Annotated in this window: 29 protein-coding genes and 1 pseudogene; 16 read left to right on the top strand and 14 right to left on the bottom strand. The window is 61.8% G+C overall.

The features are described 5' to 3' along the window. Positions 1–4 precede the first annotated feature (4 nt). Genes FJ492_RS16350 through coaD form a run of 3 tightly spaced genes read right to left on the bottom strand, consistent with a single transcriptional unit; the run spans position 5 to position 1,649 of the window. Positions 5–517: a peptidylprolyl isomerase gene (locus tag FJ492_RS16350; protein WP_140770899.1), complete on the bottom strand. Its 513-nt coding sequence runs from the start codon at positions 515–517 to the stop codon at positions 5–7. A gap of 26 nt (positions 518–543) precedes the next feature. Beyond that, the gene (locus tag FJ492_RS16345) at positions 544–1,131 is read right to left on the bottom strand and encodes a peptidylprolyl isomerase (RefSeq protein ID WP_140503741.1); all 588 of its coding nucleotides are present in this window, start codon (positions 1,129–1,131) and stop codon (positions 544–546) included. A gap of 17 nt (positions 1,132–1,148) precedes the next feature. After that, positions 1,149–1,649 carry a pantetheine-phosphate adenylyltransferase gene (gene coaD, locus FJ492_RS16340; RefSeq protein ID WP_127281064.1) on the bottom strand — a complete coding sequence of 167 codons (501 nt, stop codon included), beginning with the start codon at positions 1,647–1,649 and terminating at the stop codon, positions 1,149–1,151. 195 nt (positions 1,650–1,844) lie between these two features. Between coaD and FJ492_RS16335 the strand changes: the two genes are divergently transcribed. After that, positions 1,845–1,997 carry a hypothetical protein gene (locus FJ492_RS16335; protein WP_140770897.1) on the top strand — a complete coding sequence of 51 codons (153 nt, stop codon included), beginning with the start codon at positions 1,845–1,847 and terminating at the stop codon, positions 1,995–1,997. 62 nt (positions 1,998–2,059) lie between these two features. On the opposite strand, the gene gyrA is transcribed toward FJ492_RS16335, so the two are convergent. Continuing rightward, positions 2,060–4,843 carry a DNA gyrase subunit A gene (gene gyrA / locus FJ492_RS16330; RefSeq protein ID WP_140750208.1) on the bottom strand — a complete coding sequence of 928 codons (2,784 nt, stop codon included), beginning with the start codon at positions 4,841–4,843 and terminating at the stop codon, positions 2,060–2,062. A 210-nt stretch (positions 4,844–5,053) separates the two neighbouring features. On the opposite strand from gyrA, the pseudogene FJ492_RS16325 reads away from it, so the two are divergent. Continuing rightward, a pseudogene (locus FJ492_RS16325) lies at positions 5,054–5,327 on the top strand (SulP family inorganic anion transporter); the annotation flags it as partial. A gap of 36 nt (positions 5,328–5,363) precedes the next feature. Here the strand turns inward: FJ492_RS16325 and FJ492_RS16320 are convergent. After that, positions 5,364–6,194, bottom strand: coding sequence for an AraC family transcriptional regulator (locus tag FJ492_RS16320; protein WP_140503736.1), 831 nt, complete (start codon positions 6,192–6,194; stop codon positions 5,364–5,366). 85 nt (positions 6,195–6,279) lie between these two features. On the opposite strand from FJ492_RS16320, the gene FJ492_RS16315 reads away from it, so the two are divergent. From FJ492_RS16315 to FJ492_RS16305, 3 genes are all read left to right on the top strand, one after another. Further along, positions 6,280–6,816 carry a hypothetical protein gene (locus FJ492_RS16315; RefSeq protein ID WP_140503734.1) on the top strand — a complete coding sequence of 179 codons (537 nt, stop codon included), beginning with the start codon at positions 6,280–6,282 and terminating at the stop codon, positions 6,814–6,816. A gap of 32 nt (positions 6,817–6,848) precedes the next feature. Next, the gene (locus tag FJ492_RS16310) at positions 6,849–7,226 is read left to right on the top strand and encodes a VOC family protein (protein ID WP_140503732.1); all 378 of its coding nucleotides are present in this window, start codon (positions 6,849–6,851) and stop codon (positions 7,224–7,226) included. A 98-nt stretch (positions 7,227–7,324) separates the two neighbouring features. Next, positions 7,325–7,954, top strand: coding sequence for a MarC family protein (locus FJ492_RS16305; protein ID WP_140770895.1), 630 nt, complete (start codon positions 7,325–7,327; stop codon positions 7,952–7,954). 17 nt (positions 7,955–7,971) lie between these two features. Here the strand turns inward: FJ492_RS16305 and FJ492_RS16300 are convergent, their stop codons facing one another. Together FJ492_RS16300 and FJ492_RS16295 are read right to left on the bottom strand one after the other, a co-directional pair. Then, positions 7,972–8,397: an OsmC family protein gene (locus FJ492_RS16300; protein ID WP_140770893.1), complete on the bottom strand. Its 426-nt coding sequence runs from the start codon at positions 8,395–8,397 to the stop codon at positions 7,972–7,974. 131 nt (positions 8,398–8,528) lie between these two features. Continuing rightward, positions 8,529–9,053, bottom strand: a complete 525-nt coding sequence (locus tag FJ492_RS16295; protein WP_027144945.1) for a single-stranded DNA-binding protein — start codon at positions 9,051–9,053, stop codon at positions 8,529–8,531. Positions 9,054–9,279: 226 nt separating this feature from the next. On the opposite strand from FJ492_RS16295, the gene FJ492_RS16290 reads away from it, so the two are divergent. From FJ492_RS16290 to FJ492_RS16245, 10 genes are all read left to right on the top strand, one after another. After that, positions 9,280–9,594 carry a metalloregulator ArsR/SmtB family transcription factor gene (locus tag FJ492_RS16290; RefSeq protein WP_140503724.1) on the top strand — a complete coding sequence of 105 codons (315 nt, stop codon included), beginning with the start codon at positions 9,280–9,282 and terminating at the stop codon, positions 9,592–9,594. Between the two features lie 50 nt (positions 9,595–9,644). Further along, positions 9,645–10,112 (top strand): SRPBCC domain-containing protein, encoded by a 468-nt coding sequence (locus tag FJ492_RS16285; protein ID WP_140770891.1) that lies wholly within the window; start codon positions 9,645–9,647, stop codon positions 10,110–10,112. A gap of 22 nt (positions 10,113–10,134) precedes the next feature. Further along, positions 10,135–10,740 (top strand): ATP-dependent Clp protease proteolytic subunit, encoded by a 606-nt coding sequence (locus tag FJ492_RS16280; RefSeq protein WP_140770888.1) that lies wholly within the window; start codon positions 10,135–10,137, stop codon positions 10,738–10,740. Between the two features lie 137 nt (positions 10,741–10,877). Beyond that, complete coding sequence (locus FJ492_RS16275) at positions 10,878–11,129, top strand: hypothetical protein (protein ID WP_140770938.1); 252 nt, start codon at positions 10,878–10,880, stop codon at positions 11,127–11,129. Positions 11,130–11,828: 699 nt separating this feature from the next. Next, positions 11,829–14,750 (top strand): excinuclease ABC subunit UvrA, encoded by a 2,922-nt coding sequence (uvrA, locus tag FJ492_RS16270; RefSeq protein WP_027144940.1) that lies wholly within the window; start codon positions 11,829–11,831, stop codon positions 14,748–14,750. Beyond that, positions 14,750–15,160 carry a DUF302 domain-containing protein gene (locus FJ492_RS16265; RefSeq protein WP_181166000.1) on the top strand — a complete coding sequence of 137 codons (411 nt, stop codon included), beginning with the start codon at positions 14,750–14,752 and terminating at the stop codon, positions 15,158–15,160. Before uvrA ends, FJ492_RS16265 begins: the two co-directional genes overlap by 1 nt. Beyond that, positions 15,157–15,621 carry a GNAT family N-acetyltransferase gene (locus tag FJ492_RS16260; RefSeq protein ID WP_140750164.1) on the top strand — a complete coding sequence of 155 codons (465 nt, stop codon included), beginning with the start codon at positions 15,157–15,159 and terminating at the stop codon, positions 15,619–15,621. The genes FJ492_RS16265 and FJ492_RS16260 overlap by 4 nt, the downstream gene beginning before the upstream one ends. A 28-nt stretch (positions 15,622–15,649) precedes the next feature. Beyond that, positions 15,650–16,456, top strand: a complete 807-nt coding sequence (locus tag FJ492_RS16255; RefSeq protein ID WP_140711742.1) for a DUF72 domain-containing protein — start codon at positions 15,650–15,652, stop codon at positions 16,454–16,456. A 156-nt stretch (positions 16,457–16,612) separates the two neighbouring features. Then, a complete protein-coding gene (locus tag FJ492_RS16250; protein WP_140503709.1) occupies positions 16,613–16,846 on the top strand; it encodes a hypothetical protein in 234 nt (77 codons plus the stop codon). Between the two features lie 116 nt (positions 16,847–16,962). Continuing rightward, a complete protein-coding gene (locus FJ492_RS16245; RefSeq protein WP_140770886.1) occupies positions 16,963–18,111 on the top strand; it encodes a GGDEF domain-containing protein in 1,149 nt (382 codons plus the stop codon). A 49-nt stretch (positions 18,112–18,160) separates the two neighbouring features. Here the strand turns inward: FJ492_RS16245 and FJ492_RS16240 are convergent, their stop codons facing one another. From FJ492_RS16240 to urtA, 6 genes are all read right to left on the bottom strand, one after another. Continuing rightward, positions 18,161–18,337 (bottom strand): hypothetical protein, encoded by a 177-nt coding sequence (locus FJ492_RS16240; RefSeq protein ID WP_084636783.1) that lies wholly within the window; start codon positions 18,335–18,337, stop codon positions 18,161–18,163. Positions 18,338–18,598: 261 nt separating this feature from the next. Then, complete coding sequence (urtE, locus tag FJ492_RS16235) at positions 18,599–19,294, bottom strand: urea ABC transporter ATP-binding subunit UrtE (RefSeq protein ID WP_140750158.1); 696 nt, start codon at positions 19,292–19,294, stop codon at positions 18,599–18,601. A 69-nt stretch (positions 19,295–19,363) separates the two neighbouring features. After that, complete coding sequence (urtD, locus tag FJ492_RS16230) at positions 19,364–20,110, bottom strand: urea ABC transporter ATP-binding protein UrtD (protein WP_140711748.1); 747 nt, start codon at positions 20,108–20,110, stop codon at positions 19,364–19,366. 6 nt (positions 20,111–20,116) lie between these two features. Then, a complete protein-coding gene (gene urtC, locus FJ492_RS16225) occupies positions 20,117–21,352 on the bottom strand; it encodes an urea ABC transporter permease subunit UrtC (RefSeq protein ID WP_140770884.1) in 1,236 nt (411 codons plus the stop codon). Then, complete coding sequence (urtB, locus tag FJ492_RS16220) at positions 21,349–22,965, bottom strand: urea ABC transporter permease subunit UrtB (protein ID WP_140503700.1); 1,617 nt, start codon at positions 22,963–22,965, stop codon at positions 21,349–21,351. The genes urtC and urtB overlap by 4 nt, the downstream gene beginning before the upstream one ends. A 120-nt stretch (positions 22,966–23,085) precedes the next feature. After that, positions 23,086–24,363 carry an urea ABC transporter substrate-binding protein gene (urtA, locus tag FJ492_RS16215; RefSeq protein ID WP_246676039.1) on the bottom strand — a complete coding sequence of 426 codons (1,278 nt, stop codon included), beginning with the start codon at positions 24,361–24,363 and terminating at the stop codon, positions 23,086–23,088. Between the two features lie 344 nt (positions 24,364–24,707). Between urtA and FJ492_RS16210 the strand changes: the two genes are divergently transcribed. Continuing rightward, positions 24,708–25,115 carry a hypothetical protein gene (locus FJ492_RS16210; protein ID WP_140770880.1) on the top strand — a complete coding sequence of 136 codons (408 nt, stop codon included), beginning with the start codon at positions 24,708–24,710 and terminating at the stop codon, positions 25,113–25,115. An 88-nt stretch (positions 25,116–25,203) separates the two neighbouring features. Here FJ492_RS16210 and FJ492_RS16205 read toward each other — a convergent pair whose 3' ends face one another. Beyond that, entirely contained in the window at positions 25,204–25,917 is a 714-nt protein-coding gene (locus FJ492_RS16205) for a DeoD-type purine-nucleoside phosphorylase (RefSeq protein WP_140770878.1), read from the bottom strand. Positions 25,918–25,988 lie beyond the last annotated feature (71 nt).

The raw sequence follows: 25,988 nt of genomic DNA, 5'->3' as shown, positions 1-25,988 counted from the left end.
CGCCTTAGTTGACGTCGGCCGCGACCTTCAGCGACACGATCTTATCGGGATCCTGCACCGGCTCGCCGCGCTTGATCTTGTCGATATTGTCCATGCCTTCGATGACCTGGCCCCAGACCGTGTACTGGCGGTTGAGGAACGCGGCATCGTCGAAGCAGATGAAGAACTGCGAGTTGGCCGAGTTCGGATTCTGCGAACGGGCCATCGAGCAGGTGCCGCGGCCGTGGTTCGCGTTGGAGAATTCAGCCTTCAGGTCAGGCTTTTCAGAGCCGCCCATGCCGGCGCGCGATGGCGCAAACGAAGGCTTGCTCGAATTGCCGAACTTGACGTCGCCGGTCTGCGCCATGAAGCCTTCGATGACGCGATGGAAGACGACGCCGTCATAGGCGCCTTCGCGGGCCAGTTCCTTGATGCGGGCGACATGGCCGGGGGCCAAATCGGGAAACAGTTCGATGACGACCTTGCCCTTGGTCGTTTCCATGATGAGCGCGTTCTCGCGGTCCTTGATCTCGGCCATGTCAGATATCCTTTTGAAAAATTGAATTATTTGTCGGCGGCGATGCGCACTTTGATCATGCGGTCGGGATCGGTGACCGTGCCATTGTCCGCCTCGTCGCCCTTCTTGATCTTGTCCACCAGCTCCATGCCGCTGACGACATTGCCGATGATTGTGTACTGGCCATCGAGCGGCGGTGCCGGTGCGAACATGATGAAGAACTGCGAATTGGCGGAGTTCGGATCCTGCGAACGGGCCATGCCGACCACGCCACGCTTGTAATGCTCGGTCTGCGAGAATTCGGCCGGCAGGTCGGGCAGGTCCGAGCCGCCGGTGCCGACGGCCTGGGCATTGAAACCCTTGTTCATGTTGCCGAACTTGACGTCGCCGGTCTGCGCCATGAAGCCGTCGATGACACGATGAAAAGCAACATTGTCATAGGCATGATCGCGCACCAGCTTCTTGATCTGTGCGACATGCTTGGGCGCCAGGTCGGGGCGCAGGGCGACAGTCACGTCGCCATCTTTCAGGGTGATGATCATGGTGTTTTCCGGATCGGCGGCATGGGCGGAAACGGACGCGGTCAAGAGACCGGCGAGCACAACAAAGAATGAGGCGAGCCTTTTGAGCTGCATGAGGATTTTCTCCGGGCTTATTTCGCGAATTTTGCGGTGAGCGCACCGGCCACGGCCGCCGGCACGAAGGGGCGGATGTCGCCACCCATCGAGGCTATCTGGCGCACAAGTGTGGCGGTAATGGTGCGCACCGATGGGCTGGCGGGCAGGAAAACCGTCTGCAACTCAGGCGCCATGGTTTCGTTCATGCCGGCCATCTGCATCTCGTAGTCGAGATCGGTGCCGTCGCGCAGACCGCGGATCATGATCGAGGCGCCTTCTCGTCTGGCGGCATCGATCACCAGCCCATCGAAAGCGACCACTTTGATGCGGGCGCCGTCGCGGCCGAATTCGGCTTTCGTGGCAGCTTCGATCAACCGCACCCGCTCTTCGAAGGAAAACAGCGGCTTCTTGCCCGGATGAATGCCGATCGCGGCATAAACAGTGTCGGCAACCGCCAGCGACGCTTTCAGCACATCGAGATGGCCGTTGGTCAGCGGGTCGAAGGAGCCGGCATAAAGGGCGATGCGTTCGGTCATGCGGGAGCTTCTAGCGAGCCTCTCTCACAAAGGCAAATCCGATTGGCAGGTGGCCCGTGAACCTTTTCCGGCACATGAACGACAGATGAATACGCTGATCACGCAGCCTTCACGCAGCGTTCACTAGGTTCCACCCTTAATAAGATGAAACCAAAGTCCCATATATCCGTTTGTAAGGCGCAGGAGAACACGCACATGCTGATCTACATGCTCGCCACCGCGATGACCGTCGCCATGCTGATCGCCACAGTATTCGGGCTGCACCAGGAGGCACAGCGCATCCGCGTCAAGGCAACCACCAAGCGCTACGAAGGCTTTGGCTCGCGCAAGCCATATCGTCACTACTAAGTCAGTCCCGACTTGCTGCCACGCCGCCCATCGGCCGGCGTATGTCAAGCCTGCTCCAGGGACTATTCGGCGCTATCCGGACCGCTGTCCGACTCCGCGCCCACGGCCTCTTCCGTTTCCTCGTCCGATTGCGGCTCCGAAATCCGCTCGACCGAAACCACCTTTTCACCTTCAGCCGTGTTGAAGATGGTCACGCCCTTGGTGGCGCGGCTGGCGAAACGGATGCCGTTGACTGGCACCCGAATGACGGTGCCGCCGTCCGACACCAGCATGATCTGATCGTCGTTGCCGACCGGGAAGGTTGCCACCAACTGGCCGATTTCGGTTGTTTTCGAGACGTCGGTGGCGCGGATGCCCTTGCCGCCACGACCAGTCAGGCGGAAATCATAGGACGACGAACGCTTGCCGTAACCATATTCGGTCACCGTCAGCACGTACTGCTCGTGCGCCTTGAGGAATTCGTAGCGATCGTCTGGAAGCTCGGTCTCCTCGCCGATCTCCTCATTGGTGAGCGCGATCTCTTCTTCCTCTCCAGCCGTCTCGGCGGCAAGCCGCCGCTCCGACGCCGCCCGCTTGAGGTAAGCGGCGCGTTCCGCCGGTGAAGCATCGACATGCTCTATCACCGACATGGAGATGATGCGGTCGGTCGCGGCCATGGTTATGCCGCGCACGCCGACGGAGTTCCGGCTCTGGAAGACGCGCACGTCGCCGACCGAGAAGCGAATGCACTGACCCGAATTCGCCGTCAGAAGCACGTCGTCGTTATCGGTGCAGGTCTCGACGCCGAGGATTTCGTCGCCCTCCTCCTCCAGCTTCATGGCGATCTTGCCGTTGCGGTTGACCTGTACGAAGTCGGACAGTTTGTTGCGGCGCACGGTGCCGCGCGTGGTGGCGAACATCACGTCGAGTTCGCCCCAGCTCGTCTCGTCCTCGGGCAGCGGCATGATCGTGGTGATGCGCTCGCCCTGCTCCAGCGGCAGCATATTGATCAGTGCCTTGCCGCGTGACTGCGGGTTGCCGATCGGCAGGCGCCAGACCTTTTCCTTGTAGACGATGCCGCGCGAGGAGAAGAACAGCACCGGCGTGTGCGTGTTGGCGACGAACAGCCGGGTGACGAAATCCTCTTCCTTGGTCGACATGCCGGAGCGGCCCTTGCCACCGCGGCGCTGCGCCCGGTACAGCGAAAGCGGCACGCGCTTGATGTAGCCGGAATGGCTCACCGTCACGACCATGTCCTCGCGCTGGATCAGGTCCTCGTCTTCCATGTCCGCGCCGCCGTCAGTGAGCTCGGTGCGGCGTGGCGTGCCGAACTCGTCGCGCACGGCGGCGAGTTCGTCCTTGACGATCTGCTGGATACGCGCGCGAGACGACAGGATGTCGAGGTAGTCCTTGATCTCGTCGCCGATCGTGTTCAACTCATCGGCGATTTCGTCGCGGCCGAGCGCGGTCAGGCGCTGCAGGCGCAGTTCGAGGATGGCGCGCGCCTGTTCCTCGGACAGATTGTAGGTGCCGTCCTCGTTGATGCGGTGGCGCGGATCGTCGATCAGAAGGATCAGCGATTCAACGTCACCCGAAGGCCAGCGCCGCTCCATCAACTGCTCGCGCGCCGTCTGCGGATCCGGCGCGGTACGTATAAGCTTGATCACTTCATCGATGTTGGCAACGGCGATGGCCAGACCAACCAGCACATGGGCGCGGTCGCGCGCCTTGCGGAGCAGGAACTTTGTCCGCCGGCTGATCACCTCCTCGCGGAAGGTGACGAAGGCCGTCAGCATGTCGATCAGGTTCAGCAGCTCCGGCTTGCCGCCGTTTAGCGCCACCATGTTGGCGCCGAAGGACGTCTGCAGCGGCGTGAACCGGTAGAGCTGGTTGAGGACAACGTCGGCAACGGCGTCGCGCTTGAGCTCGATAACGACGCGATAACCCTGACGGTCGCTTTCGTCGCGGATGTCCGAAATGCCCTCGACGCGCTTGTCGCGCACCAGTTCGGCCATCTTCTCGATCATCGAGGCCTTGTTCACCTGGTAGGGAACCTCGGTGATGATGATCGATTCGCGGTCGTTGCCGCGCTGTTCGATGTTGACCTTGCCGCGCATGACGATGGAGCCGCGGCCGGTGGAATAGGCGCTATAGATGCCGGAGCGGCCAAGCACGATGCCGCCGGTCGGGAAATCGGGGCCTGGAATGATCTCCATCAGCGCCGGCAGGTCGATCGCCGGATTGTCGATGACGGCAATGGCGGCGTTGCAGACTTCACCGAGATTGTGCGGTGGGATGTTGGTGGCCATGCCGACGGCAATACCGCCCGAGCCGTTGACCAGCAGATTGGGAAAGCGCGCCGGCAGAACCTTCGGCTCGGTGTCCGAAGCATCATAAGTGTCCTGGAAATCGACGGTGTCCTTGTCGATATCCTCCAGAAGCTCGTGCGCGACCTTGGTCAGGCGCGATTCGGTATAGCGCATCGCCGCCGGCGGATCGCCATCGATCGAGCCGAAATTGCCTTGCCCGTCGATCAGCGGCACGCGCAGCGACCAATCCTGCGCCATGCGCACCAAGGCGTCATAGATCGAGGCATCGCCATGCGGATGGTATTTACCCATCACGTCGGCTACCGGACGCGCCGATTTCACATATTTGCGGTTCCAGTGGTAGCCGCTCTCATGCGCAGCATAGAGAATGCGGCGGTGCACCGGCTTCAGGCCATCGCGCACATCGGGCAACGCACGGCTGACGATCACGCTCATGGCGTAAGAGAGATAAGAACTCTGCATCTCCTCGATGATGGAGATGGGTTCAATGCCGGTAGGCCCGCCGTCGGCGCCGCGCGGTGTCTTTTGGTCGGTCAAATCGTATCACAATCTAATCAGGAATCACTGCCCGCTTATATAGGAAGCACGGCCGAAACTCCAACGTTCACGGCACTTTTCCAGTGTCATTTTCGGTGGTGATTTCAAAAGGATACCGCTAATTGCGACGATATGGCCATTATGCTTTTCGCCGCCGCCAAGGCAAAAGCCGGCAATGGACCAACTCCCCAAGCAAAAGCCGCGATCACCATGAATTGGAGCCTATGGCCGCCTTTCCGGGCGCTGAGCGGCTGGCAGGCCCGGGATCTCAATGGTGACCTGATCGCGGGCGACACTGGCCGCGATCGCTATTCCCGAACAGATGGCGACAGCCAGGCTCGGCGGTTTTGCTCCAGAGCTCGGCTTTTTCGCCTTTGTCGCCGGTTCGGTGGCGTTTGCCCTGTTCGGCGCCAATCGCCACCTTTCGGCGAGCGCGGATTCGACGGTCACGCCACTGTTTGCCGGCGGCCTCGCCATGCTGGCCGATCATGGACTGATGCCGCGGGTGTGACGCGATTTTTCAGCCGCGGCCCGCGCGCCTGGCGCGATAGCGGCCCGGCGTCTCGCCCATGACACGCCGAAACCGGCGATTGAACGTCGACAGATCGTTGAAGCCGGCCTCGAAAGCAATTGCCGAGATGGCATCGTTGGACGTGCGCAATCGCACCGCCGCGCGATGCAACCGGGTCCTGAGCAGGTACTGATAGGGCGTCATGCCGGCGACCTGCCGGAAGATGCGCAGGAAATGATAGGGACTGGTCGCAGTCTCATCCGCCAACGCCGGAAGCGAGATCGGCCCGTCGGCATCCAGTTCGATCCGCCGCACCGCCTCGGCAACCCTTTTCTGGTCGCGGCGGCTTGGATCGCACCCGGCATGCGTGTCGCCGGAGAGCGTTGCCACGGCGGCACCCGCGACGCGCAGGGCGAGTTCCTCGAATGCGTCCGTGTCGGCCATGTCGCGCGCGGCTTCCGCCTCGGCCAGCAGCGGCGCCAAGGCCTGTAACGGCGGCAGGCGTGGCGCCGCGAAGCTGAGCGTCCTGGCGCCCGGCACGTCGGCCACGATCCGGTCCATATAGGCCGACCCGAAATGGAAGGAGAGGCAACGGTCGCCATTGCCGTGCTCGTGCCCGCATTCGTAGCATGTGCCGGAATTGCCGAGCAGGAGGCTGCCTGGCGCGAGCACTGCCGTGCCTTGCTGCGCGCGGTAGCGGAACGAGCCGCTGGTGACGGCCGCAACGCAGAAATCCCGATGCGCTTCCTCGAATGGCCGATCGCCGGCGCTGGCCGTGCAGATTACATCCGCCACGTGCCAACCGGGTCCGGATGCAAGGGTATCCGCGGTCGCCGTCATGGCCAAAATATAGCAATTTTTCCCAAGCCCAGAACCCTGCCAGCACTTATTCTTGGCGATCTCCTGACAAGAAGAGGCCGCTGCCGTGTTCGACCAATCCTCATTTGCCGAAGCCTTGCACAGTCCCGGACCGATGGAAGGTCTCGCCGAAAAACTGAACCTTTACGGCCGCTTCGTCGGTGCCTGGACGTTTGACGCCTCGCGCCATCTCGAGGACGGCACGGTGCTGACCGGACGTGGCGAGGTGCATTTCGGCTGGGTTCTGGAAGGCCGGGCGATCCAGGATGTCTGGATCCTGCCCGCGCGTGACGCCGGTTCCTCGCCGTCGCTCGGCAAATGGACTTTTTATGGCACGACGCTGCGGGTCTATGACCCCCGCGTCGACGCCTGGCACATTTTCTGGAGCGACCCGCGCAACCAGTATTTCAGCCGCCAGCTCGGCCGCGCCGAAGGCGACACCATCGTGCAGGTCGGCGCCGATGACACCGGCTCCTCCGTGCGCTGGAGCTTTTCGCGGATCACCGAAAATTCCTTCCGATGGCTCGGCGAACGTTCACAGGACGATGGTGCGACATGGCGGCCCGAGGTGGAATTCCTGGCGCACCGATCAGCAAGAAGTTGACACCGCAAAGCATTGTAAGAATGGAGAAAACGATGTTCAATCATATCTCGATCGGCGTTCGCGACGTCACCGCCTCCAAACGTTTCTACGATGCCGCGCTAATGCCGCTCGGCTTCACTTGCGTCAGCCAATCGCCGGGTTCGCTCGGCTATGGCGCCCTGGGTGTCGCGCTATGGGTCAATGAGGCGGCGCGGCCGGTGCCGGCGGACGAAAAATCCGGCCTGCATTTCTGCTTCGCGGCGCCGACACGGGATAGCGTCGATGCCTTTCATGCCGGAGCGTTGCGCGAAGGCGGTAGCGACAATGGCGCGCCGGGCCTGCGCGCCGACTATGGCGAGAACTACTACGCGGCCTTCGTCGTCGATCCGGACGGCTATCGCCTGGAGGCCTATTGCGGCACTGCCGGCTAACCGTCGAGAGCTGTAGTTTCGCAGTCCTGACAGTTCCCACCGACCGGGCTTTGCACTACCAATGCGGGTACGGGCCTGGCCCGGTGGGAGGGTCAGCGATGCCGAGTTTCGACAGCCTGTTCAATGCCTTCGTCACCATTCTCGTGACCATCGATCCGCCCGGCCTGGCGCCTCTGTTCCTGGCCGTCACACGCGGCATGAATCGCGAGGAGCGCAGCCAAGTTTCCGTCCGCGCCTCGATCATCGGTTTTCTGGTGATGGCGTTGTTTGCGCTGGCCGGCGCCTCTATCCTGTCGGTGTTCGGCATCACCCTGCCGGCGTTCCGCGTCGCCGGCGGGTTCCTGCTGTTCTTCATCGCCTTCGAAATGGTCTTCGAGCGCCGGCAGGACCGTAAGGAGAAGATCGGCGACGTCGCCATCACCAAGGACATGATCCACAACATCGCCGCCTTCCCGCTGGCGATCCCACTGATCGCCGGGCCTGGCGCGATTTCAGCGACGGTGCTGCTCTCCGGCTCGTTTCAGGGCTTTGCCGCGCAGGCGGCCCTGGTCGGCATCATTTTCGTCTGCCTCGTCATAACCTATCTGGTGTTCGTGCTATCGGAACGCATCGACCGCATCCTCGGCCAGACCGGCCGCTCGATCCTGACCCGCCTGCTCGGCGTCATCCTGGCGGCCCTGGCCGTGCAGTTCGTGGCAGATGGCATCAAGGCGCTGATGGCCGGTTGAGCGGTATACCGCTCAACCTACTTCGCCGCTGTATCGACGATCTCGAAATCATGCGTAAGCGTGGCCGTCTTGGCCATCATGGCGGAAGCCGAGCAATATTTGTCGATCGAAAGATCGATCGCGCGCTTGACCTTGTCGCGCGACAGCGCACGGCCCTTGACGATGAAATGCATATGGATGCGGGTAAACACTTTCGGGTCGGTCTCGGCCCGGTCGGCGTCGAGTTCGACGACGCAGTCCTCGACCGCCTCGCGCCCCTTCTCGAGGATGTGCACGACGTCATAGGCCGAGCAGCCGCCGGTGCCGATCAGCACCAGCTCCATCGGGCTCGGTCCCGGCGTCTTGCCTTCCGGGCTGGACGCCGTGCCCATCACGACCTTGTGGCCGCTGCCGGATTCGCCAACAAAGGTGCGCTCCTCGACCCATTTGACACGTGCCTTCATCGCTCCATCCTTTCAGTCGTTGATCGCGCCGACTGTCGGCTCAAAATCAACAATGCAAAACCCCGAAAGTCCGTGCAGGACCCTCGGGGCATCTCAAGCAACAAGCATTCGCCGTTTGGTATGGCTTCCGATCAGAACGGTATCTCGTCGTCCAGCTCGCGCGACGAGCCACCGCCACCGCCCCCTTTGGAGCCGCCACCGCCGCCACGGCTAAAACCTTCGTTCGGGCTCGACTGGCCGAAATCGGAACCACGGCTGCTGCCGCCACCGCTGTAGCCGCCGACCTGACCGCCCTCACCTTGGCCGCGCGCGTCGAGCATCTGCAGTTCGCCACGGAATTTCTGCAGCACGACTTCGGTCGTGTATTTGTCGGCACCGGTCTGGTCCTGCCATTTGCGCGTCTGCAACTGGCCCTCGACATAAACCTTCATGCCCTTCTTCAGATATTGCTCGGCCACCTTGGCAATGCCCTCATTGAAGATGACGACATTGTGCCACTCGGTCTTTTCCTTGCGCTCGCCGGAATTCTTGTCGCGCCAGCTTTCCGAGGTGGCGATGCGGATGTTGACGACCGGCTCGCCCGAATTCAGGCGGCGGATTTCAGGGTCCGCCCCGAGATTGCCGACCAGAATGACCTTATTGACGCTACCCGCCATGATATTTCTCCGCGCTCATCCGAAACAAATTTTTGTCGCAGCACCTTACAGGCTGCCGATATTGGCCGCCTGCCAAGGCTGGCTTTTCCCACAAGGTTTTTGTTCCCTTTTCGTTCCTATGTGCATTGCCCCCAATTGTCAAGGAATGGCAGCAATGCCCGAACGCTGCATATGGGTCTCAAAACAGTGCTTGCCAAATCGATAAGTATCGACTTATGCTTTCGTCATGATCGAAGCAGAGATTTTCCGCGCCTTGGCCGACCCGACGCGCCGCGCCGTCTTCGAGCGTCTCGCGGCGAGCGAGATGAGCGTGTCGGAACTGCGCAGCGGCCTCACGGTGTCGCAGCCGGCCGTCTCCCAGCATCTGGCGGTGTTGCGCGGCGCTGGCCTGGTGGTCGAGCGGCGGGCCGGCCGCAACGCCTATTATCGCGCCGATCCGCAGGGGCTTGCCCCGCTGCTCTCCTGGATTGAACGCTATCGGACGTTCTGGCCGGAACGCATTGAAAAACTGAAGGCCGTTTTGAAGGACATGGATCAATGAAAGACGGGCGATCAATGAAAGACGGGCGATCAATGAAAGACGGGCGATCAATGAAAGACGCAAACCAAACCAAGGTCGCTCCAGAGGCGCTCGAATTCGAATACGACCTTGCCGAGCCGCCGGAAAAAGTGTGGCGGGCGCTGACCGTGCCGGAATTGCTCGCCGCCTGGATGATGCCGAACGACATCAGTCCGCGGACCGGCAGCCGCTTTGCCTTCGCCGGGCCTGACGCGCCGATCGAATGCGAGATCCTCGACGCCGAGCCCGAGCGCCTGCTGCGCTATTCCTGGCGGGAGCAGTCCGACGATGCGGCGCAACCGCTCGACAGCACCGTCACCTTCACACTCGCCCGTACCATTTCCGGCGGCACGCATCTGCGCATCGTCCATGACGGCTTTGCCCGCAAGGCGATGCCCGCTGTTGCGATGGCGGGGGCCGGCTGCCGGCTTTCGCTGCGCGGGGCCGGAAAGCCTATTGCCGCGAACACACCACGCCTTCTGCTGCCGCGCGCGGCCTGAACACGGAAATCGGAGAAGAGAAATGAGTGGTGTTGCCAGCCTTGTGCCGATGGTGATCGAGCAATCGAGCCGCGGCGAACGTGCCTTCGACATTTTTTCGCGACTGCTGCGCGAGCGCATCGTCTTCATCAACGGCGAGATCAACGACGACGTCTCGGCGCTGGTCTGCGCGCAGCTTTTGTCGCTGGAATCGGACAATCCCGGGAAGGAGATCTCGCTCTACATCAACTCGCCGGGCGGAATGGTGACCAGCGGCTTCGCCATCTACGACACGATGCAATATATCAGCTGCCCGGTCTCGACCGTGTGCATGGGCTTTGCCGCATCGATGGGATCGTTCCTGCTGATGGCAGGCTCGGCCGGGCGCCGCATCGCGCTGCCGAACGCCACCATCCTGCTGCATCAGCCGCTGGGCGGCTTCCAGGGCCAGGCTTCCGACATCCAACGGCACGCCGAACGCATCGGCCAGACCAAACGCCATATGACCGAACTCTACGCCCAGCATTGCGGCCGCAGCTATGAAGAGGTCGAACGCACGCTCGACCGCGACCATTTCATGACTGCCCGCGAGGCCCAGGCATGGGGCATTGTCGACCATGTTTTCGACACCCGCAAGAAAGCGGCGTGAGGCAGAGCCCCAGATCAAATCCTGCTAGGTGTCGAAGATTTGACGATATCGGTCTGGTTCCGGTGGCGGCAGGTCCCTATAAAAGAGGAATGACCGACACTCATCGACCCAGAACATCGCACCGTGTCACCGGCGCCATGGTGCTCGCAATCGTCGGCCTTGCGTCCAGTTCGGCACTTGCCGACGACGCTTCATCGTCAGCGCGAAAGAGCGCCCTGCCCGGCGTGGCCGGCGACTATCGCATCGCCAAGCCGGCCCCGGTGCCCGAACCCGACGACGCGTTCCCCAGCAGCGGCAATGGGCAGTTCAAGATCGGCAATACGGATGTCAGGATTTCCGGCAGCATCACGGTCGATGTCGGAGTTGGCGGGATCAAGCCGCCAAGGTAGGCCGAGGTCGGAGGCCTGCGAACTCAAGCCCACGCCCAAAAACAGCCCCGCCGTGCCTTGGGCAAACGGACGGGGCTTTTTGTTGGATTCTTAATCCATGCTTCCCGGGAGTGTACTGCCGGCGTTTGATTTCGGATGCTTCGCGGCATTCAGCCGACGATCCGACCAATAGTCTCTGATTTTGACGAATACGGCAGGTCACGGTTTGTCGGGTGGCGCAAACGCCTGCTCTGGCACTTATGCCTGCCGCGGCTCCAGTGACAACTGAAGCCCTGGGGGACTATCCGGTGGCGTCATGCTCCGCTCCTGTGTCCGTTGCGACATCGTCGTGGCGAAGCGCAATCGCAAATGCCTGCGGCGTCTCGCAGGCCGCCTTGGGGCGGCGAGGCCATCGAAAGACGGCCAGCTTCGCTGACTTCCGAAGACTGCTCCCGTGAGTTGGCCGCGTCAACCATCAATAGCCGGTTACGGAAAAATGTGATCACCGGAAGGTTACGTCCAGGTCAGTTTCCGCACAGTTTTGTCAGGAGCATGTTCGGCCTTTGTTCTTTCCGCTTGCCCCTTCGCGCGAAAGACGGTTAAACGACTTCTGTCGGGAGTTGTGGCGTCTCTCGACGTGGCGGCAAAAAGACCTACATAGGGGATGGCTAGGAAAACCCGCCAATCCCACGAATTCCAGATCTGAGGCGGCGACCGGCGATGGCCGACCATAAATTCCTTTCCATTCGCGGGGCGCGCGAACACAATCTGAAGAACGTCGATCTCGACCTGCCGCGTGACAGCCTGATCGTCATGACCGGCCTGTCGGGCTCCGGCAAATCGTCGCTGGCCTTCGACACCATCTATGCCGAAGGCCAGCGCCGCTATGTCGAAAGCCTCTCGGCCTATGCACGGCAATTCCTCGAAATGATGCAGAAGCCCGACGTCGACCAGATCGACGGCCTGTCGCCGGCCATCTCCATCGAGCAGAAGACCACGTCGAAGAACCCGCGTTCGACGGTCGGCACCGTCACCGAGATCTACGACTATATGCGGCTTCTGTTTGCCCGTGTCGGCGTGCCCTATTCGCCGGCCACCGGCCTGCCGATCGAGAGCCAGACGGTCAGCCAGATGGTCGACCGGGTACTCGCGGTCGAGGAAGGCACGCGCCTGTTCCTGCTGGCGCCCATCGTGCGCGGCCGCAAGGGCGAGTACCGCAAGGAACTGCTGGAATTGCAGAAGAAAGGGTTCCAGCGCGTCAAGGTCGACGGCGTCTTCTATGAAATCGCCGACGTTCCAGCGCTGGACAAGAAATACAAGCACGACATCGACGTTGTCGTCGACCGCATCGTCGTGCGCGGCGACCTTGCCACGCGTCTCGCCGACTCCATCGAGACGGCGCTGAAGCTGGCCGAAGGGCTGGCGGTGGCCGAGTTCGCCGACAAGCCGCTCGACGCCAGCCAGACCGGCGAGGATTCGGTCAACAAGTCGAAGAACGAGACGCATGAACGCATCCTGTTCTCGGAAAAGTTCGCTTGCCCGGTGTCCGGCTTCACCATTCCGGAAATCGAGCCCAGGCTGTTCTCCTTCAACAACCCGTTCGGCGCCTGCCCGACCTGTGACGGTCTCGGCAGCCAGCGCGCCATCGACCCCAACCTCGTGGTGCCCGACGAAAACGTGTCGCTGCGCGACGGCGCCGTCAGCCCATGGGCGAAATCGACCTCGCCCTATTACTCGCAGACGCTCGAGGCGTTGGGCAAGGCGTACGACTTCAAGCTCGGCGACAAGTTCAAGGATCTTTCCGCGCAAGCCCAGGAGGCGATCCTGCGCGGTACCGGCGAGCGCGAGATCACCTTCCAGTATGATGACGGCCTGCGTTCCTACAAGACCACCAAGACCTTCGAAGGCGTCATCCCCAATCTCGAACGGCGTTGGAAAGAGACCGAATCCGCCTGGATGCGCGAAGAAATCGAGCGCTTCATGTCGGCGACGCCCTGCCCGGTCTGCAAGGGCTACCGGCTGAAGCCCGAAGCGCTGGCGGTGAAAATTGCCGGCAAGCACATTGGCGAGGTGACGGAACAGTCGATCCGCAACGCCGACAAATGGTTCACCGACCTGCCGGCGCAGCTCAACGACAAGCAGAACGAGATCGCTGTCCGCGTGTTGAAGGAAATCCGCGAGCGCCTGCGCTTCCTCAACGATGTCGGGCTCGATTATCTCACTTTGTCGCGCAATTCCGGCACGCTGTCGGGCGGCGAAAGCCAACGCATCCGGCTGGCCTCGCAGATCGGCTCTGGGCTGACCGGCGTGCTCTATGTGCTGGACGAGCCGTCGATCGGCCTGCACCAGCGCGACAACACGCGCCTGCTCGACACGCTCAAGCATCTGCGCGACATCGGCAACACGGTGATCGTCGTCGAGCATGACGAGGACGCCATCCTGCACGCCGACTATGTCGTCGATATGGGCCCCGCCGCTGGCATCCATGGCGGCGAGATCATCGCCCAGGGCACGCCCCAGCAGGTGATGGCCAACCCCAATTCGATCACCGGCAAATATCTGTCGGGCGCACTCGAAGTGGCAACGCCTGGCGTGCGCCGCGAAGCCAAGAAGAACCGGCGGCTGAAGATCGTCGGCGCGCGCGGCAACAATCTGAAGAACGTCACCGCCGAAATCCCGCTCGGCACGTTCACCGCCGTCACCGGCGTGTCCGGCGGCGGCAAGTCGACCTTCCTGATCGAGACACTGTTCAAGGCGGCCTCGCGCCGCATCATGGGCTCGCGCGAGCATCCGGCCGAGCATGACCGCATCGAGGGGCTGGAATTCCTCGACAAGGTCATCGACATAGACCAGTCGCCGATTGGGCGGACCCCGCGTTCGAACCCCGCCACCTACACCGGCGCCTTCACGCCGATCCGTGACTGGTTCGCGGGTCTTCCCGAAGCGAAGGCGCGCGGCTATCAGCCGGGACGTTTCTCCTTCAACGTCAAGGGCGGCCGCTGCGAGGCCTGCCAGGGCGACGGTGTCATCAAGATCGAGATGCACTTTTTGCCCGACGTCTACGTCACCTGCGACGTCTGCCACGGCAAGCGCTACAACAGAGAGACGCTCGACGTCCTGTTCAAGGGCAAGTCGATCGCCGACGTGCTCGACATGACCGTCGAGGAAGGCGTCGACTTCTTCGCCGCCGTGCCTGGCGTGCGCGACAAGCTGGAGACGCTGAAGCAGGTCGGGCTGGGCTATATCCACATCGGCCAGCAGGCGACGACGCTGTCCGGCGGCGAGGCGCAGCGCATCAAGCTGGCCAAAGAACTGTCGCGCAAGGCAACCGGCAAGACGCTCTACATCCTCGATGAGCCGACCACCGGCCTGCACTTCCACGATGTCGCCAAATTGTTGGAAGTGCTGCACGAACTGGTCGACCAGGGCAACACCGTGGTCGTCATCGAGCACAATCTCGAAGTGATAAAAACCGCCGACTGGGTGCTCGACCTCGGGCCCGAAGGCGGTGATGGCGGCGGCGAACTGGTCGCCTCCGGCACTCCGGAAGCCATCGTGCGCGAGAAGCGCAGCTACACCGGCCAGTTCCTCAAGGAGCTTCTGGAGCGGCGCCCTGGAGGCAAGCGCGAAGCGGCGGAGTGATGACAGAGGATGGTCTCATCACGGTCCAGAGCCGCTTTGGCGTGACCGAAACCATCGACCGCCTGGCTGAGGTGGTCAAGCGCGCGGGACTGCTTGTGTTCGCGCGCATCGATCACCAGGCCGGCGCGCGCGATGTCGGCACCGCGCTGCGGCCGACGGAGCTTCTGATTTTCGGCAACCCGAAGGGCGGCACACCGCTGATGCAGGACCAACAGCTTGCCGGCATCGACCTGCCGGTGAAGGCGCTGGCCTGGGAGGATGAAGAAGGCAAGGTCTGGCTTTCCTACACTGACGTCCATTGGATCGCCGAACGCCACGATCTCCGTGACGCCAGCCGCGATGCCGTCGCTGCAATTGCCGCTGGCATGGAAAAGGTGATAGCGGCCGCTGCCGGAATGGATCAATCATGAGGCTCGCTGGCCCAGAAGATCTCGCCGCGATCGTGACGCTGACGCAAGCGGCCTATGCTCCCTACAACGCCATACTCGACGCGCCACCGATCCCCGTTACCGAGGATTATGCGCCCCGTATCGAGCGCGGCGAGGTCTGGCTACTTGAGAGCAGCAATGATCCCGCCGGGCTTATTGTCCTTGAACGACACGAAGACCACGCCATGATCTTCAGCGTCGCCGTCTCCCCTGCTTTTCAGGGCAAAAAACTCGGCATAGCACTGCTCAATCACGCGGATGAACAGGCGCGTCTGTGGGGTTTGCCGGAGGTGCGGCTCTACACCAACGCCAAGATGGAACGGAACATCGCGCTCTACGCCGCCTATGGCTACCGTGAAACAGGTCGCCGGCCCAATCCCTATCGGCCAGGGTGGATACTGGTCGACATGGCCAAACCCATCGACAGGCCCACCGCGGTCTGATCGCTTTTAGAAATCCGGGAGGACGACAATGAGCACATCGGGAACAATCCGCGCGGGCATGGGCGGCTGGACCTTCGAGCCCTGGGACACGTCCTTCTATCCCGAAAAACTGTCGAAGGCGAAGCAACTGCAATATGCCACACGGCAGGTGCCGAGCATCGAGGTCAACGGCACCTATTATTCGAGCTTCAAGGAGCCGACCTTCGTCAAATGGGCCAACGAGGCGCCGGACGGTTTCGTCTATTCGCTGAAAGGCAACCGCTTCGTCACCAACAGGCGCGTTCTCGGTGAAGCCGGTGAATCGATGATGCGTTTCCTGGGTTCCGGCGTTGCCGCGCTCGGCGACAAGCTCGGGCCGATCCTGTGGCAGTTCGCGCCGACGAAGAAGTTCGATCCGGACGATTTCGAAGCGTTTCTGAAGCTGCTGCCGGAAAAGCAGGACGGCGTCGCGCTGCGCCACGCGCTCGAAGTCCGCAACGACAGCTTCATCGTGCCGGAATTCGCCGCGCTCGCGCGCAAATACAAGGCGGCGATCGTCTATGCCGACCATGCCAAATATCCCGATATCGCCGATATCACCGGCGATTTCGTCTATGCGCGGCTGCAGACCGGCAGCGACGACAATCCCGATTGCTACACGCCAAAGGGCCTCGACGAATGGGCGGCGCGGGCAAAGATTTGGGCGAAAGGCGAGCAGCCGTCCGATCTGCGCCGCGCCGACCCTGCCACCGACGCCCCGGTCCAGCCACGCGACGTGTTCGTCTACTTTATCACCGAGGGCAAGGTGCGCGCGCCGTTCGGGGCGATGGCGCTGATGAAGCGTGTGGCCGATTAAAATGGCAAGCTTGCACCGCGGCCATGTCTTTTGACGAGGCTTCGAGGTCGGGTGTTGCTGCGTGTTCGGAACCCGCAGGGCATCTTGACCGTTTTGCCTATCTAGCCGAGAGCCGGTTTCCATGGCGCCCGGGACGTTGGGCAAAAGCGAGGAGAGATGGCTATCATCCTCATCGGAGCGTTGCTGACCATAGCCGGCCTTGTGTACATGGCGGGTGCAGCCATCAGGCGCGGCCAGTTGAGCGGCGGCTCGGCGCCTGCGGGCTCGACGGGCCCGACGCTTGAGCCACCCCGGCGTGGCCTTCGTTTCCTAGGCCTCTCGCAAGATTGGCCGGGCTTGCTGATGATGGGGGTCGGCATCCTCATGCTGTTGGCGGTGGCAATTCTCTGACACGAGAAATCCTGGCATTCTCGGCCCGTCGTAACCTTATTGACACTTCCTTGCCGCATGAATGCGCCGACGCCAGGCCGCAGAGCTGGAACCGCCGCCGGCAGGGAAAGAAGGGCATGTCGCTCGACTACACTTCACTCCTGCTGGCCGTCGGGTTCTCCGCCGCCTGCCTCAGCCTGACATTGTTCGGCATGTGGCTGACCGCCCGCTCGGAAAAATTCCTGCTGACATGGGCAATCAGCCTGGTGTTCGTGGTCGGCGATATTTTCATCTATGACGCCTATATCGACATGCCCGGGCGTCTGCTCGGCATCGCCACTTCAGCGTTCCTGCTGATCGGCTTTTCGGCCATGCTGGGTGCCGCCTATCAGTTCCGAACCGGCGGCTCGCCGTTGCCGCGGGCGCTGTGGGGTTGCGTTTCGTTGGCGATTGCGTTGCCTCCCATGGCTTTGGGCTATGATGGCCTCGGCTTCATGTTCGAGAACATGCTCGCCGCCTTGCTGCTGTTCGCCACGGCATTCGAATATTGGCGAGGCCGCGATGAGGCACCCGCCCTGACGATCGGCATCACCGCGCTCTATTCGGCCACGGCCACATCCTTCGCGCTCTGCGCCATGGTTCTTGCCTGGGATGGCAAACTGGTTCTGGGACACGCACCAAGCAACTGGGCCGAGGAGCTCAGCCTCATCGTGGTTATCGCCAGCATGACAGGCATCGGCGCGCTTTCGCTTGCCCTTAACCAGGGGCGCCTGGCGAGGTACCACCACCGCAACGCCCTGACGGATCCCTTGACCGGCCTGCTCAACCGGCGCGCTCTGTTCGACATGCACGGCGACGTCCCGGTCGGTGCCTTTACGGCGGTGGTCGTTTTCGACCTCGACAACTTCAAGACCATCAACGACGAATTCGGTCACGCGGCGGGCGATGAGGTGCTGAGGGTGTTCGCCAGGGAACTCGCCGGCAATCTTCGCCAGACCGACGTCGCCGCGCGCATGGGCGGCGAAGAATTCGCACTGGTGCTGAAACGCACTCTGCCGGAAACGGTCGAGCAATCGGCAGAGCGAATCCGGGCCGTATTCGCGACGCGGCTGATAGAAACCGAAAGCGGTTTGCTCACCTGCACGGTCAGCGCCGGGTTTGCCTTTGGCAGCAAGGAAGGGCTCAGCTTCGACAAGGTGCTCAACGCCGCCGACAAGGCGCTCTACGATGCCAAGCGCGGAGGCCGCAACCGCGTGACCGCCTCTCCCTTCCGACGCGTGAGCTGATCACGCGTATCATGGTGAGGCTGTGATTGTTGGATAGCGAAGGCTGCCCTTAGGCCGCCATGACGATTTCATTGAAGGCATCGAGGTCGACATAGAAGACCTTGGTGATCTCCTCGATCAGATCGTCGTAATCGCAGCCCTGTGACCTCAGGATGTTGATGGCGGCGATGATGTCGACGCGTTCGGTAAGCCGCCGCTTCTGGTAGTCCTCGACGTAACGTTCCATGGCTGTCCCTTAGCCTGTGTGCCCAAACGCGTTTGAACGACAATCAGATCGGGAAGCTAGGAAGCCTTGCTTGCGTGGAACTTGCAGAACCTTCGCCGCGCCTCGATCTGCGATACCAGACTGATACGGAAGCGGCCGACTCACAAAGCCTGGAAAAGACTAGCATGCGATATTGCGTGTGCCAGAGACGCAGATGATGGACGGAAGAAATATTGGACTTGCCAAGAACTTCAAATCTTCAAATGAAGTTCAGCGCCGATTCTAGACCGTAAGGAATTTGCGAACATCAGCCCGGTCCAAATCTTCCGCTGGGCCGGTGTGGACGATCTGGCCGCGGTCCATGATGTTGACCTCGTCGGCGAGTTCTCGGCAGAAGTCCAGATACTGTTCGACCAGAAGTACCGCGATGCCGGCTTGGTCGCGCAGGTAGCGTATGGCGCGGCCGATATCCTTGATAACAGAGGGCTGGATGCCTTCGGTCGGCTCGTCGAGCACTAGCAGCTTCGGCCGCATCACCAGCGCCCTGCCGATGGCCAACTGCTGCTGTTGACCGCCGGAAAGATCTCCGCCACGGCGGCCAAGCATCTGCTTCAGCACCGGAAACAGTTCGAAGACGTGCGCCGGCACGTTGCGGTCGGCGCGCCTCAAGGGCGCGAAACCGGATTCGAGATTTTCCCGCACGCTGAGCAGCGGAAAGATCTCCCTGCCCTGCGGCACGAATGCGATGCCCGACCGGGCGCGGTCATACGCCGCGCTCCGGTCGAGCGCCTTCCCCTCGAAGGCAACACTTCCGCTCGTCAGCCGGTGATGGCCGACGATCGATCTCATCAAACTTGTCTTGCCGACGCCGTTGCGGCCGAGCACGCAGGTGATCTTGCCCGCACCCGCCTTTAGCGACACGCCGCGCAGCGCCTGGGCGGCGCCGTAATGGAGCGTGGCATTGGAAACTTCGAGCATGTCAGCGCCTTCTCCAGAAGCGAAGAAACGACATGTCGAAGTGATGGAATTGCACCCGCCAGACCATATTCATCTCCCCAGATAGACTTCGACGACGCGCTCGTCGGCCGAGACGAAATCGAGCGTCCCTTCCGAGAGCACCGAGCCTTCATGCAGGCAGGTGACCTTCACGCCGAGCTCGCGCACGAAATGCATGTCGTGCTCGACGACAATGACCGAGTGGTCGCGGGCGATATCCCTGAGCAGCAGTGCGGTTTCCTCGGTTTCGGCATCGGTCATGCCGGCGACCGGCTCGTCGACCAGAAGCAGTTTCGGGTCTTGCGCCAGCAGCATGCCGATCTCGAGCCACTGCTTCTGGCCGTGGCTGAGATTGGCGGCGAGCTCGCGGCGCTTGTCGCCTAACCGAATGATACCAAGGATGTCATCGATCTGCCGTGCCTCGGCGGCCGATTGGCGGTGGAACAGCGCCGGGAAGATCGAACGCGGCCCCTTCAGCGCCAGCATCAGGTTTTCTTCGATCGTGTGGCTTTCGAAGACGGTCGGCTTCTGGAATTTGCGGCCGATGCCCATCATGGCGATCTCGGCTTCGTCATGCCTGGTGAGGTCCACCTGGCCGTCGAAGAACACTTCGCCTTCATCCGGCCTCGTCTTGCCGGTGACGATGTCCATCATCGTCGTCTTTCCGGCGCCGTTGGGGCCGATGATGGCGCGCATCTCGCCCTTGTCGAGCACCAGCGACAGATTGTTGATGGCGCGAAAGCCGTCGAAGGAGACCGAGACGCCGTCGAGATAGAGGATGGTGTTGGATTTGCTCATTGTCGCTTACTCCGCCGGCTGCGGTTCGGGGTCGGACCAGGACCATTCGCCCGGATTTCGCGCCGGCGAGCGAGCGGGCTTCGACGTCGCGGATGCGATCCCAACCTCGGTGCCGACTTCTTCAGCGAGGGAAGCCCCGCGCAACGCCCTGGCATTGCCGCGCCAACTGTCCCACATGCCGATGATGCCCTTGGGCAAGAGCAAGGTGACGGCGACGAACAGGCCGCCGAGCGCGAACAACCAGAATTCCGGCAGCACGCCGGTGAACCAGGATTTCCCGGCATTGACCAGCAGCGCGCCGATGATCGGCCCGACAATTGTGCCGCGCCCGCCGACGGCCGCCCAGATTACGACCTCGATCGAATTGGACGGCTCGAACTCGCCGGGATTGATGATGCCTACCTGCGGCACATAGAGCGCGCCGGCAATGCCGGCCATGACCGCCGAGACGGTGAAGGCAAACAGTTTTACGTTCTCCGCCCGCCAGCCGAGGAAGCGCGTGCGGCTTTCAGCGTCGCGCACGGCCATCAGGAGCTTGCCGTATTTGGAGCCGACGATCGCCCAGGTGATGAAGACGGCGAGTGCGAGCATGATGGCGCTGGCCGCGAACAGTGCCGAACGGGTCGCATCGGCTTGCACGTTGAAGCCGAGAATATCCTTGAAATCGGTCAGGCCGTTGTTGCCGCCGAAACCCATGTCATTGCGAAAGAAGGCGAGCAGCAGCGCATAGGTCATCGCCTGAGTGATGATCGAGAGGTAGACGCCGGTGACACGGCTTCGGAAGGCGAACCAGCCGAAGATGAAGGCAAGCAGACCGGGCACTGCCAGGACCATGAGGCCGGCGAACCAGAAATGGTCGAAGCCGGTCCAGAACCAGGGCAGCTCCTTGTAGTTCAGGAACACCATGAAATCGGGCAGGATCGGATTGCCGTAGACGCCGCGCGAGCCGATTTGACGCATCAGATACATCCCCATCGCATAGCCGCCGAGCGCGAAGAAGGCGCCGTGGCCGAGCGAAAGGATGCCGCAATAGCCCCAGACCAGGTCGAGCGAGAGCGCCAGCAGCGCGTAGCAGAGATATTTGCCGGTCAGCGCCACGATGTAGGACGGCACGTAGAAAGCGCTGGTCGGCGAGACGGCCAGGTTGAGCAGCGGCACGATGACGGCCACCGCCAGCAGGACGAAAATGGTGATGGCAATGCGGCGGTCGGCACCCGCGGCGAAGAAGCGTCCTGACATCATGCTTCCACCGCCCTGCCCTTGAGCGCGAACAGGCCGCGCGGGCGCTTCTGGATGAACAGGATGATCAGCACCAGCACGACAATCTTTCCGAGGACGGCGCCGGCATAAGGCTCGAGAACCTTGTTGACGATGCCGAGCGAAAAGGCGCCGACCAGCGTACCCCAGAGATTGCCGACACCGCCGAAGACGACGACCATGAAGCTGTCGATGATGTAGCCGCGGCCGAGATTGGGCGAGACATTGTCGATCTGGCTGAGCGCGACGCCGGCAATGCCGGCAATTCCCGATCCTAGCGCGAAAGTCAAAGCGTCGACCCACGGCGTCCTGATTCCCATCGAGGCGGCCATGCGCCGGTTGGCGGTGACGGCGCGCATCTGCAGGCCCCAGGGCGTGCGCTTCATCACGTAGAGCAACATGCCGAACACCGTGAGCGCGAACACCAGAATCCACAGACGGTTCCAGGTGATGGCCAGTTGCCCGATGTCGAAGGAGCCGGACATCCAGGACGGATTGCCGACCTCCTGGTTGGTCGGCCCGAAGATCGAGCGCACCGCCTGCTGCAGGATAAGCGAGACGCCCCAGGTCGCCAGCAGCGTCTCCAGCGGCCGCCCGTAGAGGAAGCGGATCACACCGCGCTCGATGATGAGACCGACGAACGCCGCGACCAGGAAGGCAAGCGGCAGCGCGATCACCAGCGACCAGTCGAACAATCCGGGAAAGGATGTCCGGATCACCTGCTGGACGACGAAGGTCGTGTAGGCGCCAAGCATCACCATCTCGCCATGCGCCATGTTGATGACACCCATGACACCGAAGGTGATGGCAAGCCCGATCGCGGCCAGCAGCAGGACCGAACCCAGCGAAATCCCGTACCAGATGTTCTGGCCGGCATCCCACAAGGCCAGTGTCGAATTGATGCTGGCGATCGCCGCCGTCGCCGCGTCCTTGACCGCGCCCGACGCACTGGCTTCGACCGAGGTGAGCAGCGAAACCGCATCGCGGTCACCACGCGTACCGATCAAGGCGACTGCGGCGAGTTTGTCAGCCTCAGGCCTATCGGACACAAGCACCGAGGCCGCACGAGCCTGTTCGAGCAGGGCCTTGACGCCAGCCACGGTCTCTTTGGCGATCGCCGTGTCGAGTGGCTCTATGTTCGAGGCATCGGGCGTTTTGAACATAGTGTCGGCCGCGGCCAGTCGTGCGGCCGAATCCTTGGCGCCAAGCGTCAACGTGCCCAGCGCGTCGCGGATGACGCGACGCAGCGTGTTGTTGACCTTGATCTTGGTGACGTCGTCCTTGGCAGCCTCGCCTGATGCGTCGCTGCCGAGCGGGTCGAAAAGCTGGATGCTTTCGCCGGCTTCCTTGCCGACGAAAACCAGGGAATCGGCCTTGCGGATATAGAGGTTGCCGTCGGCGAGTGCCGAGAGCGGCCTTTCGACCGTTGGATCGCCTGTGGCGGTTAGTTCATGCACCACTGCTCCGATGTCCGAAAAACCCTTGGCAGTAGCGAACTTGGCGATGGTGGCGCGCAGATCGGCTTCGCCTGCCCCCGACGACGACAGCATCGCCAGCAGGCACAACAGCGTCAGGCCAATCGTGCGGATCAAGGTCATCGGCTTTTGTGGACCCTTGGAGGCTTGAAATTAGGCGTCCGGACTGTGGAGGAAAAACGGCCCGGACGCGCGCGGTCTTGGGCATGGGCCTGAGGGCCCAGCCCGGCAGACCTGGGAGGATCAGTTTGTGCCCTTGCCGCCGCACTTGCCCGTGGCAACGTTGAAGTTGCCGCAGGACAGAGGCTTGCGCCAATCGGAGATCAGCTCCTTGGAGTCCGGCAGATAGTCCGACCATTCGTCGCCCATCACCAGGCCCGGTGTGCGCGAAACCGTTTCGAACTGGCCGTCGGCCTGGATTTCGCCGATCAGCACCGGCTTGGTGATGTGGTGGTTCGGCATCATCGTCGCATAGCCACCGGTCAGGTTGGGCACCGAAACGCCGACCATGGCGTCGATCACCTTGTCCGGATCGGTGGTGCCGGCCTTCTCGACCGCCTTCACCCACATGTTGAAGCCGATATAATGGGCTTCCATCGGATCGTTGGTGGTGCGCTTGTCGTTCTTGATGAACTTGTGCCAGTCGGCGATGAACTTCTTGTTCTCGGGCGTATCGATGCTCTCGAAGTAGTTCCAGGCGGCAAGATGGCCGACCAGGGGTGCGGTGTCGAGACCGGCCAGCTCTTCCTCGCCGACCGAGAAGGCCATGACCGGGATGTCCTCGGCCTTGATGCCCTGGTTACCGAGTTCCTTGTAGAATGGCACGTTGGCGTCGCCATTGACGGTCGAGACAACGGCCGTCTTCTTACCGGCCGAGCCGAACTTCTTGATCGCCGAAACCTCGGTCTGCCAGTCGGCGAAGCCGAACGGCGTATAGTTGACCATGATGTCTTCGGCAGCGACGCCCTTCGACTTCAGGTAGGCTTCGAGGATCTTGTTGGTGGTGCGTGGATAGACGTAGTCGGTTCCTTCGAGCACCCAGCGCTTCACCGAGCCGCCATCCTCGCTCATCAGGTAGTCGACAGCTGGAATCGCCTGCTGGTTCGGCGCGGCACCCGTGTAGAACACGTTGCGTTCGCTCTCCTCGCCCTCATACTGGACGGGATAGAACAGGATATTGTCCAGTTCCGAGAATACTGGCAGCACCGATTTGCGCGACACCGAGGTCCAGCAGCCAAACACCGCCGCGACCTTGTCCTTCGAGATGAGCTCGCGCGCCTTTTCGGCGAACAGGGGCCAGTTGGATGCCGGATCGACCACGACAGCTTCGAGCTTCTTGCCGAGCAGGCCGCCCTTGGCGTTCTGCTCGTCGATGAGCATCAGCATGGCGTCCTTCAGCGTCGTTTCCGAGATCGCCATCGTGCCCGACAGCGAATGGAGAATGCCGACCTTGATCGTGTCGTCGGCAGCCCTGGCCGGAGCGGCCATCAGACCGGCGGCAACCACGCTCGCCGAGAACATTTTTGCTATTGTCGAGAAATTACCCCTCATTACGGAAGACTCCCAAGCTGGTTGATTGCACCGCGACAATGCAATGCAACCCCCATGCCAACCGCTGAAGGTATGCCGAAAATAGGGAAATATCACAAGATTATCAGAGGGTTGTTATATTAGCATGAACAGATAGAAGAGAACCGGTTGAAAATTGACTGAGGGAAAATTGCGCAGTGTAGAGCGCGTTTGCCTAATTTTAGCCCATTTTCCCCAAATGCCTACATTTTGGCCGTATCACACGCGTCGTGGGCAACAAATGTTGCGGCGCGGCGCAAAAATAGGGCAAGCTTGTCGTTCAAGCGGACGGCATCATGACATCAGGCATCTCACGCATATTCATCGGCATATTGTCTCTGGCGGCGGCAACCGCAGCGGCGCGGGCCGACTTCAGCGACGGCAAGATGCCCGATGGCACCTATCACTGCGAAGTCTACCTGCTCGGCCTGTTCCTCAATCTCGGCGACATCACCATCAAGGGAAATGTCTACACGGGGCCCGTCACTTTCGGTACCGCCAAACAGGCTTACAATTACCAGATGGACGCAAACGGTGTGATCTCGTGGCTGGGCCCGCTGGGCGGCTACACCACTGGCGGCAACGCGCTCTCGATGACCCAGGCAACGCTCGACGGCCAGAGCCCGCCCTCCTTCGACATCATCATGAAGCAGCCCGATGGCGCCTTCACCGCCTCGACCTGCACCCGGGGAGGCACACAATAGGCCCTCGCCGCCATTGGGGGCACCAGCGGTCTGCACGTCTTCGCGGCCACCGGCCATCCATGGAGGAGGTGCTGAAGCGCGAGGCCGCCTAGCGCCCTTGCGTGGCAATTTCGAGCGCCAGGCGGCTCATGTCGGTGAAAAGCTCCTGGCGTTCGGAATAGTCGGCCTGTTCGCCTGTGATAAGATTGTCGACGACGGTCAGCAGCGACAATGCCCTCGCGCCGAAATGCGCCGAGATGCGATAGAGCGCGCTGGTTTCCATGTCTACGGCCAGCGCTCCGAGCGCCTTTGCATCGGCATAGCGGGCGGGCGCTTCAGGATGGTAGAATATGTCGGTGCAGGCTGTCAGGCCGGCGTGGTGGTCGATGCCGAGTTCGGTTGCCTTAGCCAATGCGCAAGCGAGCAGCGCCGGATCCGGGCCGACATCAGCTTCGTAAAGACCAAAGACCCTACCGCTTTCGGTGTCTTCAGGCCGTGCCGATTGCGAGATTACAAGGCTGCGCAGCTTTGCCTCGGCGCTCAGGGTACCGCAGGTGCCGGTACGGATCAGTGTTCGGGCACCATAATAGTCAAGCAATTCATGCGCATAGATCAGGAACGACGAAACACCGATACCCGTCGCCTGAATGCTAACGGGCTTGCCGCGAAACAGGCCGGTAAAACCAAGAGCGCCGCGTCGACGATTGACGCAGCGCGGCGCGTCCAGGAAAGTCTGCGCCATCCACTCCGCGCGCTGCGGGTCGCCCGGCAACAAAACCGTGTCGGCGTAGTCGCCCTTGTCTGCCTCGATGTGTGGCGTCAACAGCTGCTCCCCCAAGCCCGCCTGCCATATTGTCAATAATCATGGCGTTGTTACGGCGTTGTGCAAGGGCG

Origin of the sequence: Mesorhizobium sp. B2-5-4, assembly GCF_006441095.1 — a bacterium.
GTDB classification, from domain to species: domain Bacteria; phylum Pseudomonadota; class Alphaproteobacteria; order Rhizobiales; family Rhizobiaceae; genus Mesorhizobium; species Mesorhizobium salmacidum.
The sequence above is the reverse complement of the archived record's forward strand: the minus strand, read 5'-3'. Positions and strand labels throughout refer to the sequence as shown.

Bases quoted from the DNA above. Each gene is read 5' to 3' on its own strand.
- FJ492_RS16300 (WP_140770893.1), bottom strand. From the start codon at position 8,397: ATGAAGGCACGTGTCAAATGGGTCGAGGAGCGCACCTTTGTTGGCGAA.
- FJ492_RS16255 (WP_140711742.1), top strand. From the start codon at position 15,650: ATGAGCACATCGGGAACAATCCGCGCGGGCATGGGCGGCTGGACCTTC.
- FJ492_RS16210 (WP_140770880.1), top strand. From the start codon at position 24,708: ATGACATCAGGCATCTCACGCATATTCATCGGCATATTGTCTCTGGCG.
- FJ492_RS16265 (WP_181166000.1), top strand. From the start codon at position 14,750: ATGACAGAGGATGGTCTCATCACGGTCCAGAGCCGCTTTGGCGTGACC.
- FJ492_RS16305 (WP_140770895.1), top strand. From the start codon at position 7,325: ATGCCGAGTTTCGACAGCCTGTTCAATGCCTTCGTCACCATTCTCGTG.
- FJ492_RS16345 (WP_140503741.1), bottom strand. From the start codon at position 1,131: ATGCAGCTCAAAAGGCTCGCCTCATTCTTTGTTGTGCTCGCCGGTCTC.
- urtB (WP_140503700.1), bottom strand. From the start codon at position 22,965: ATGACCTTGATCCGCACGATTGGCCTGACGCTGTTGTGCCTGCTGGCG.
- coaD (WP_127281064.1), bottom strand. From the start codon at position 1,649: ATGACCGAACGCATCGCCCTTTATGCCGGCTCCTTCGACCCGCTGACC.
- FJ492_RS16295 (WP_027144945.1), bottom strand. From the start codon at position 9,053: ATGGCGGGTAGCGTCAATAAGGTCATTCTGGTCGGCAATCTCGGGGCG.
- FJ492_RS16290 (WP_140503724.1), top strand. From the start codon at position 9,280: ATGATCGAAGCAGAGATTTTCCGCGCCTTGGCCGACCCGACGCGCCGC.
- FJ492_RS16260 (WP_140750164.1), top strand. From the start codon at position 15,157: ATGAGGCTCGCTGGCCCAGAAGATCTCGCCGCGATCGTGACGCTGACG.
- FJ492_RS16350 (WP_140770899.1), bottom strand. From the start codon at position 517: ATGGCCGAGATCAAGGACCGCGAGAACGCGCTCATCATGGAAACGACC.
- uvrA (WP_027144940.1), top strand. From the start codon at position 11,829: ATGGCCGACCATAAATTCCTTTCCATTCGCGGGGCGCGCGAACACAAT.
- FJ492_RS16240 (WP_084636783.1), bottom strand. From the start codon at position 18,337: ATGGAACGTTACGTCGAGGACTACCAGAAGCGGCGGCTTACCGAACGC.
- urtE (WP_140750158.1), bottom strand. From the start codon at position 19,294: ATGCTCGAAGTTTCCAATGCCACGCTCCATTACGGCGCCGCCCAGGCG.
- urtA (WP_246676039.1), bottom strand. From the start codon at position 24,363: ATGTTCTCGGCGAGCGTGGTTGCCGCCGGTCTGATGGCCGCTCCGGCC.
- FJ492_RS16275 (WP_140770938.1), top strand. From the start codon at position 10,878: ATGGTGCTCGCAATCGTCGGCCTTGCGTCCAGTTCGGCACTTGCCGAC.
- FJ492_RS16280 (WP_140770888.1), top strand. From the start codon at position 10,135: ATGAGTGGTGTTGCCAGCCTTGTGCCGATGGTGATCGAGCAATCGAGC.
- FJ492_RS16320 (WP_140503736.1), bottom strand. From the start codon at position 6,194: ATGACGGCGACCGCGGATACCCTTGCATCCGGACCCGGTTGGCACGTG.
- FJ492_RS16285 (WP_140770891.1), top strand. From the start codon at position 9,645: ATGAAAGACGCAAACCAAACCAAGGTCGCTCCAGAGGCGCTCGAATTC.
- FJ492_RS16245 (WP_140770886.1), top strand. From the start codon at position 16,963: ATGTCGCTCGACTACACTTCACTCCTGCTGGCCGTCGGGTTCTCCGCC.
- urtD (WP_140711748.1), bottom strand. From the start codon at position 20,110: ATGAGCAAATCCAACACCATCCTCTATCTCGACGGCGTCTCGGTCTCC.
- FJ492_RS16250 (WP_140503709.1), top strand. From the start codon at position 16,613: ATGGCTATCATCCTCATCGGAGCGTTGCTGACCATAGCCGGCCTTGTG.
- urtC (WP_140770884.1), bottom strand. From the start codon at position 21,352: ATGATGTCAGGACGCTTCTTCGCCGCGGGTGCCGACCGCCGCATTGCC.
- FJ492_RS16310 (WP_140503732.1), top strand. From the start codon at position 6,849: ATGTTCAATCATATCTCGATCGGCGTTCGCGACGTCACCGCCTCCAAA.
- FJ492_RS16335 (WP_140770897.1), top strand. From the start codon at position 1,845: ATGCTGATCTACATGCTCGCCACCGCGATGACCGTCGCCATGCTGATC.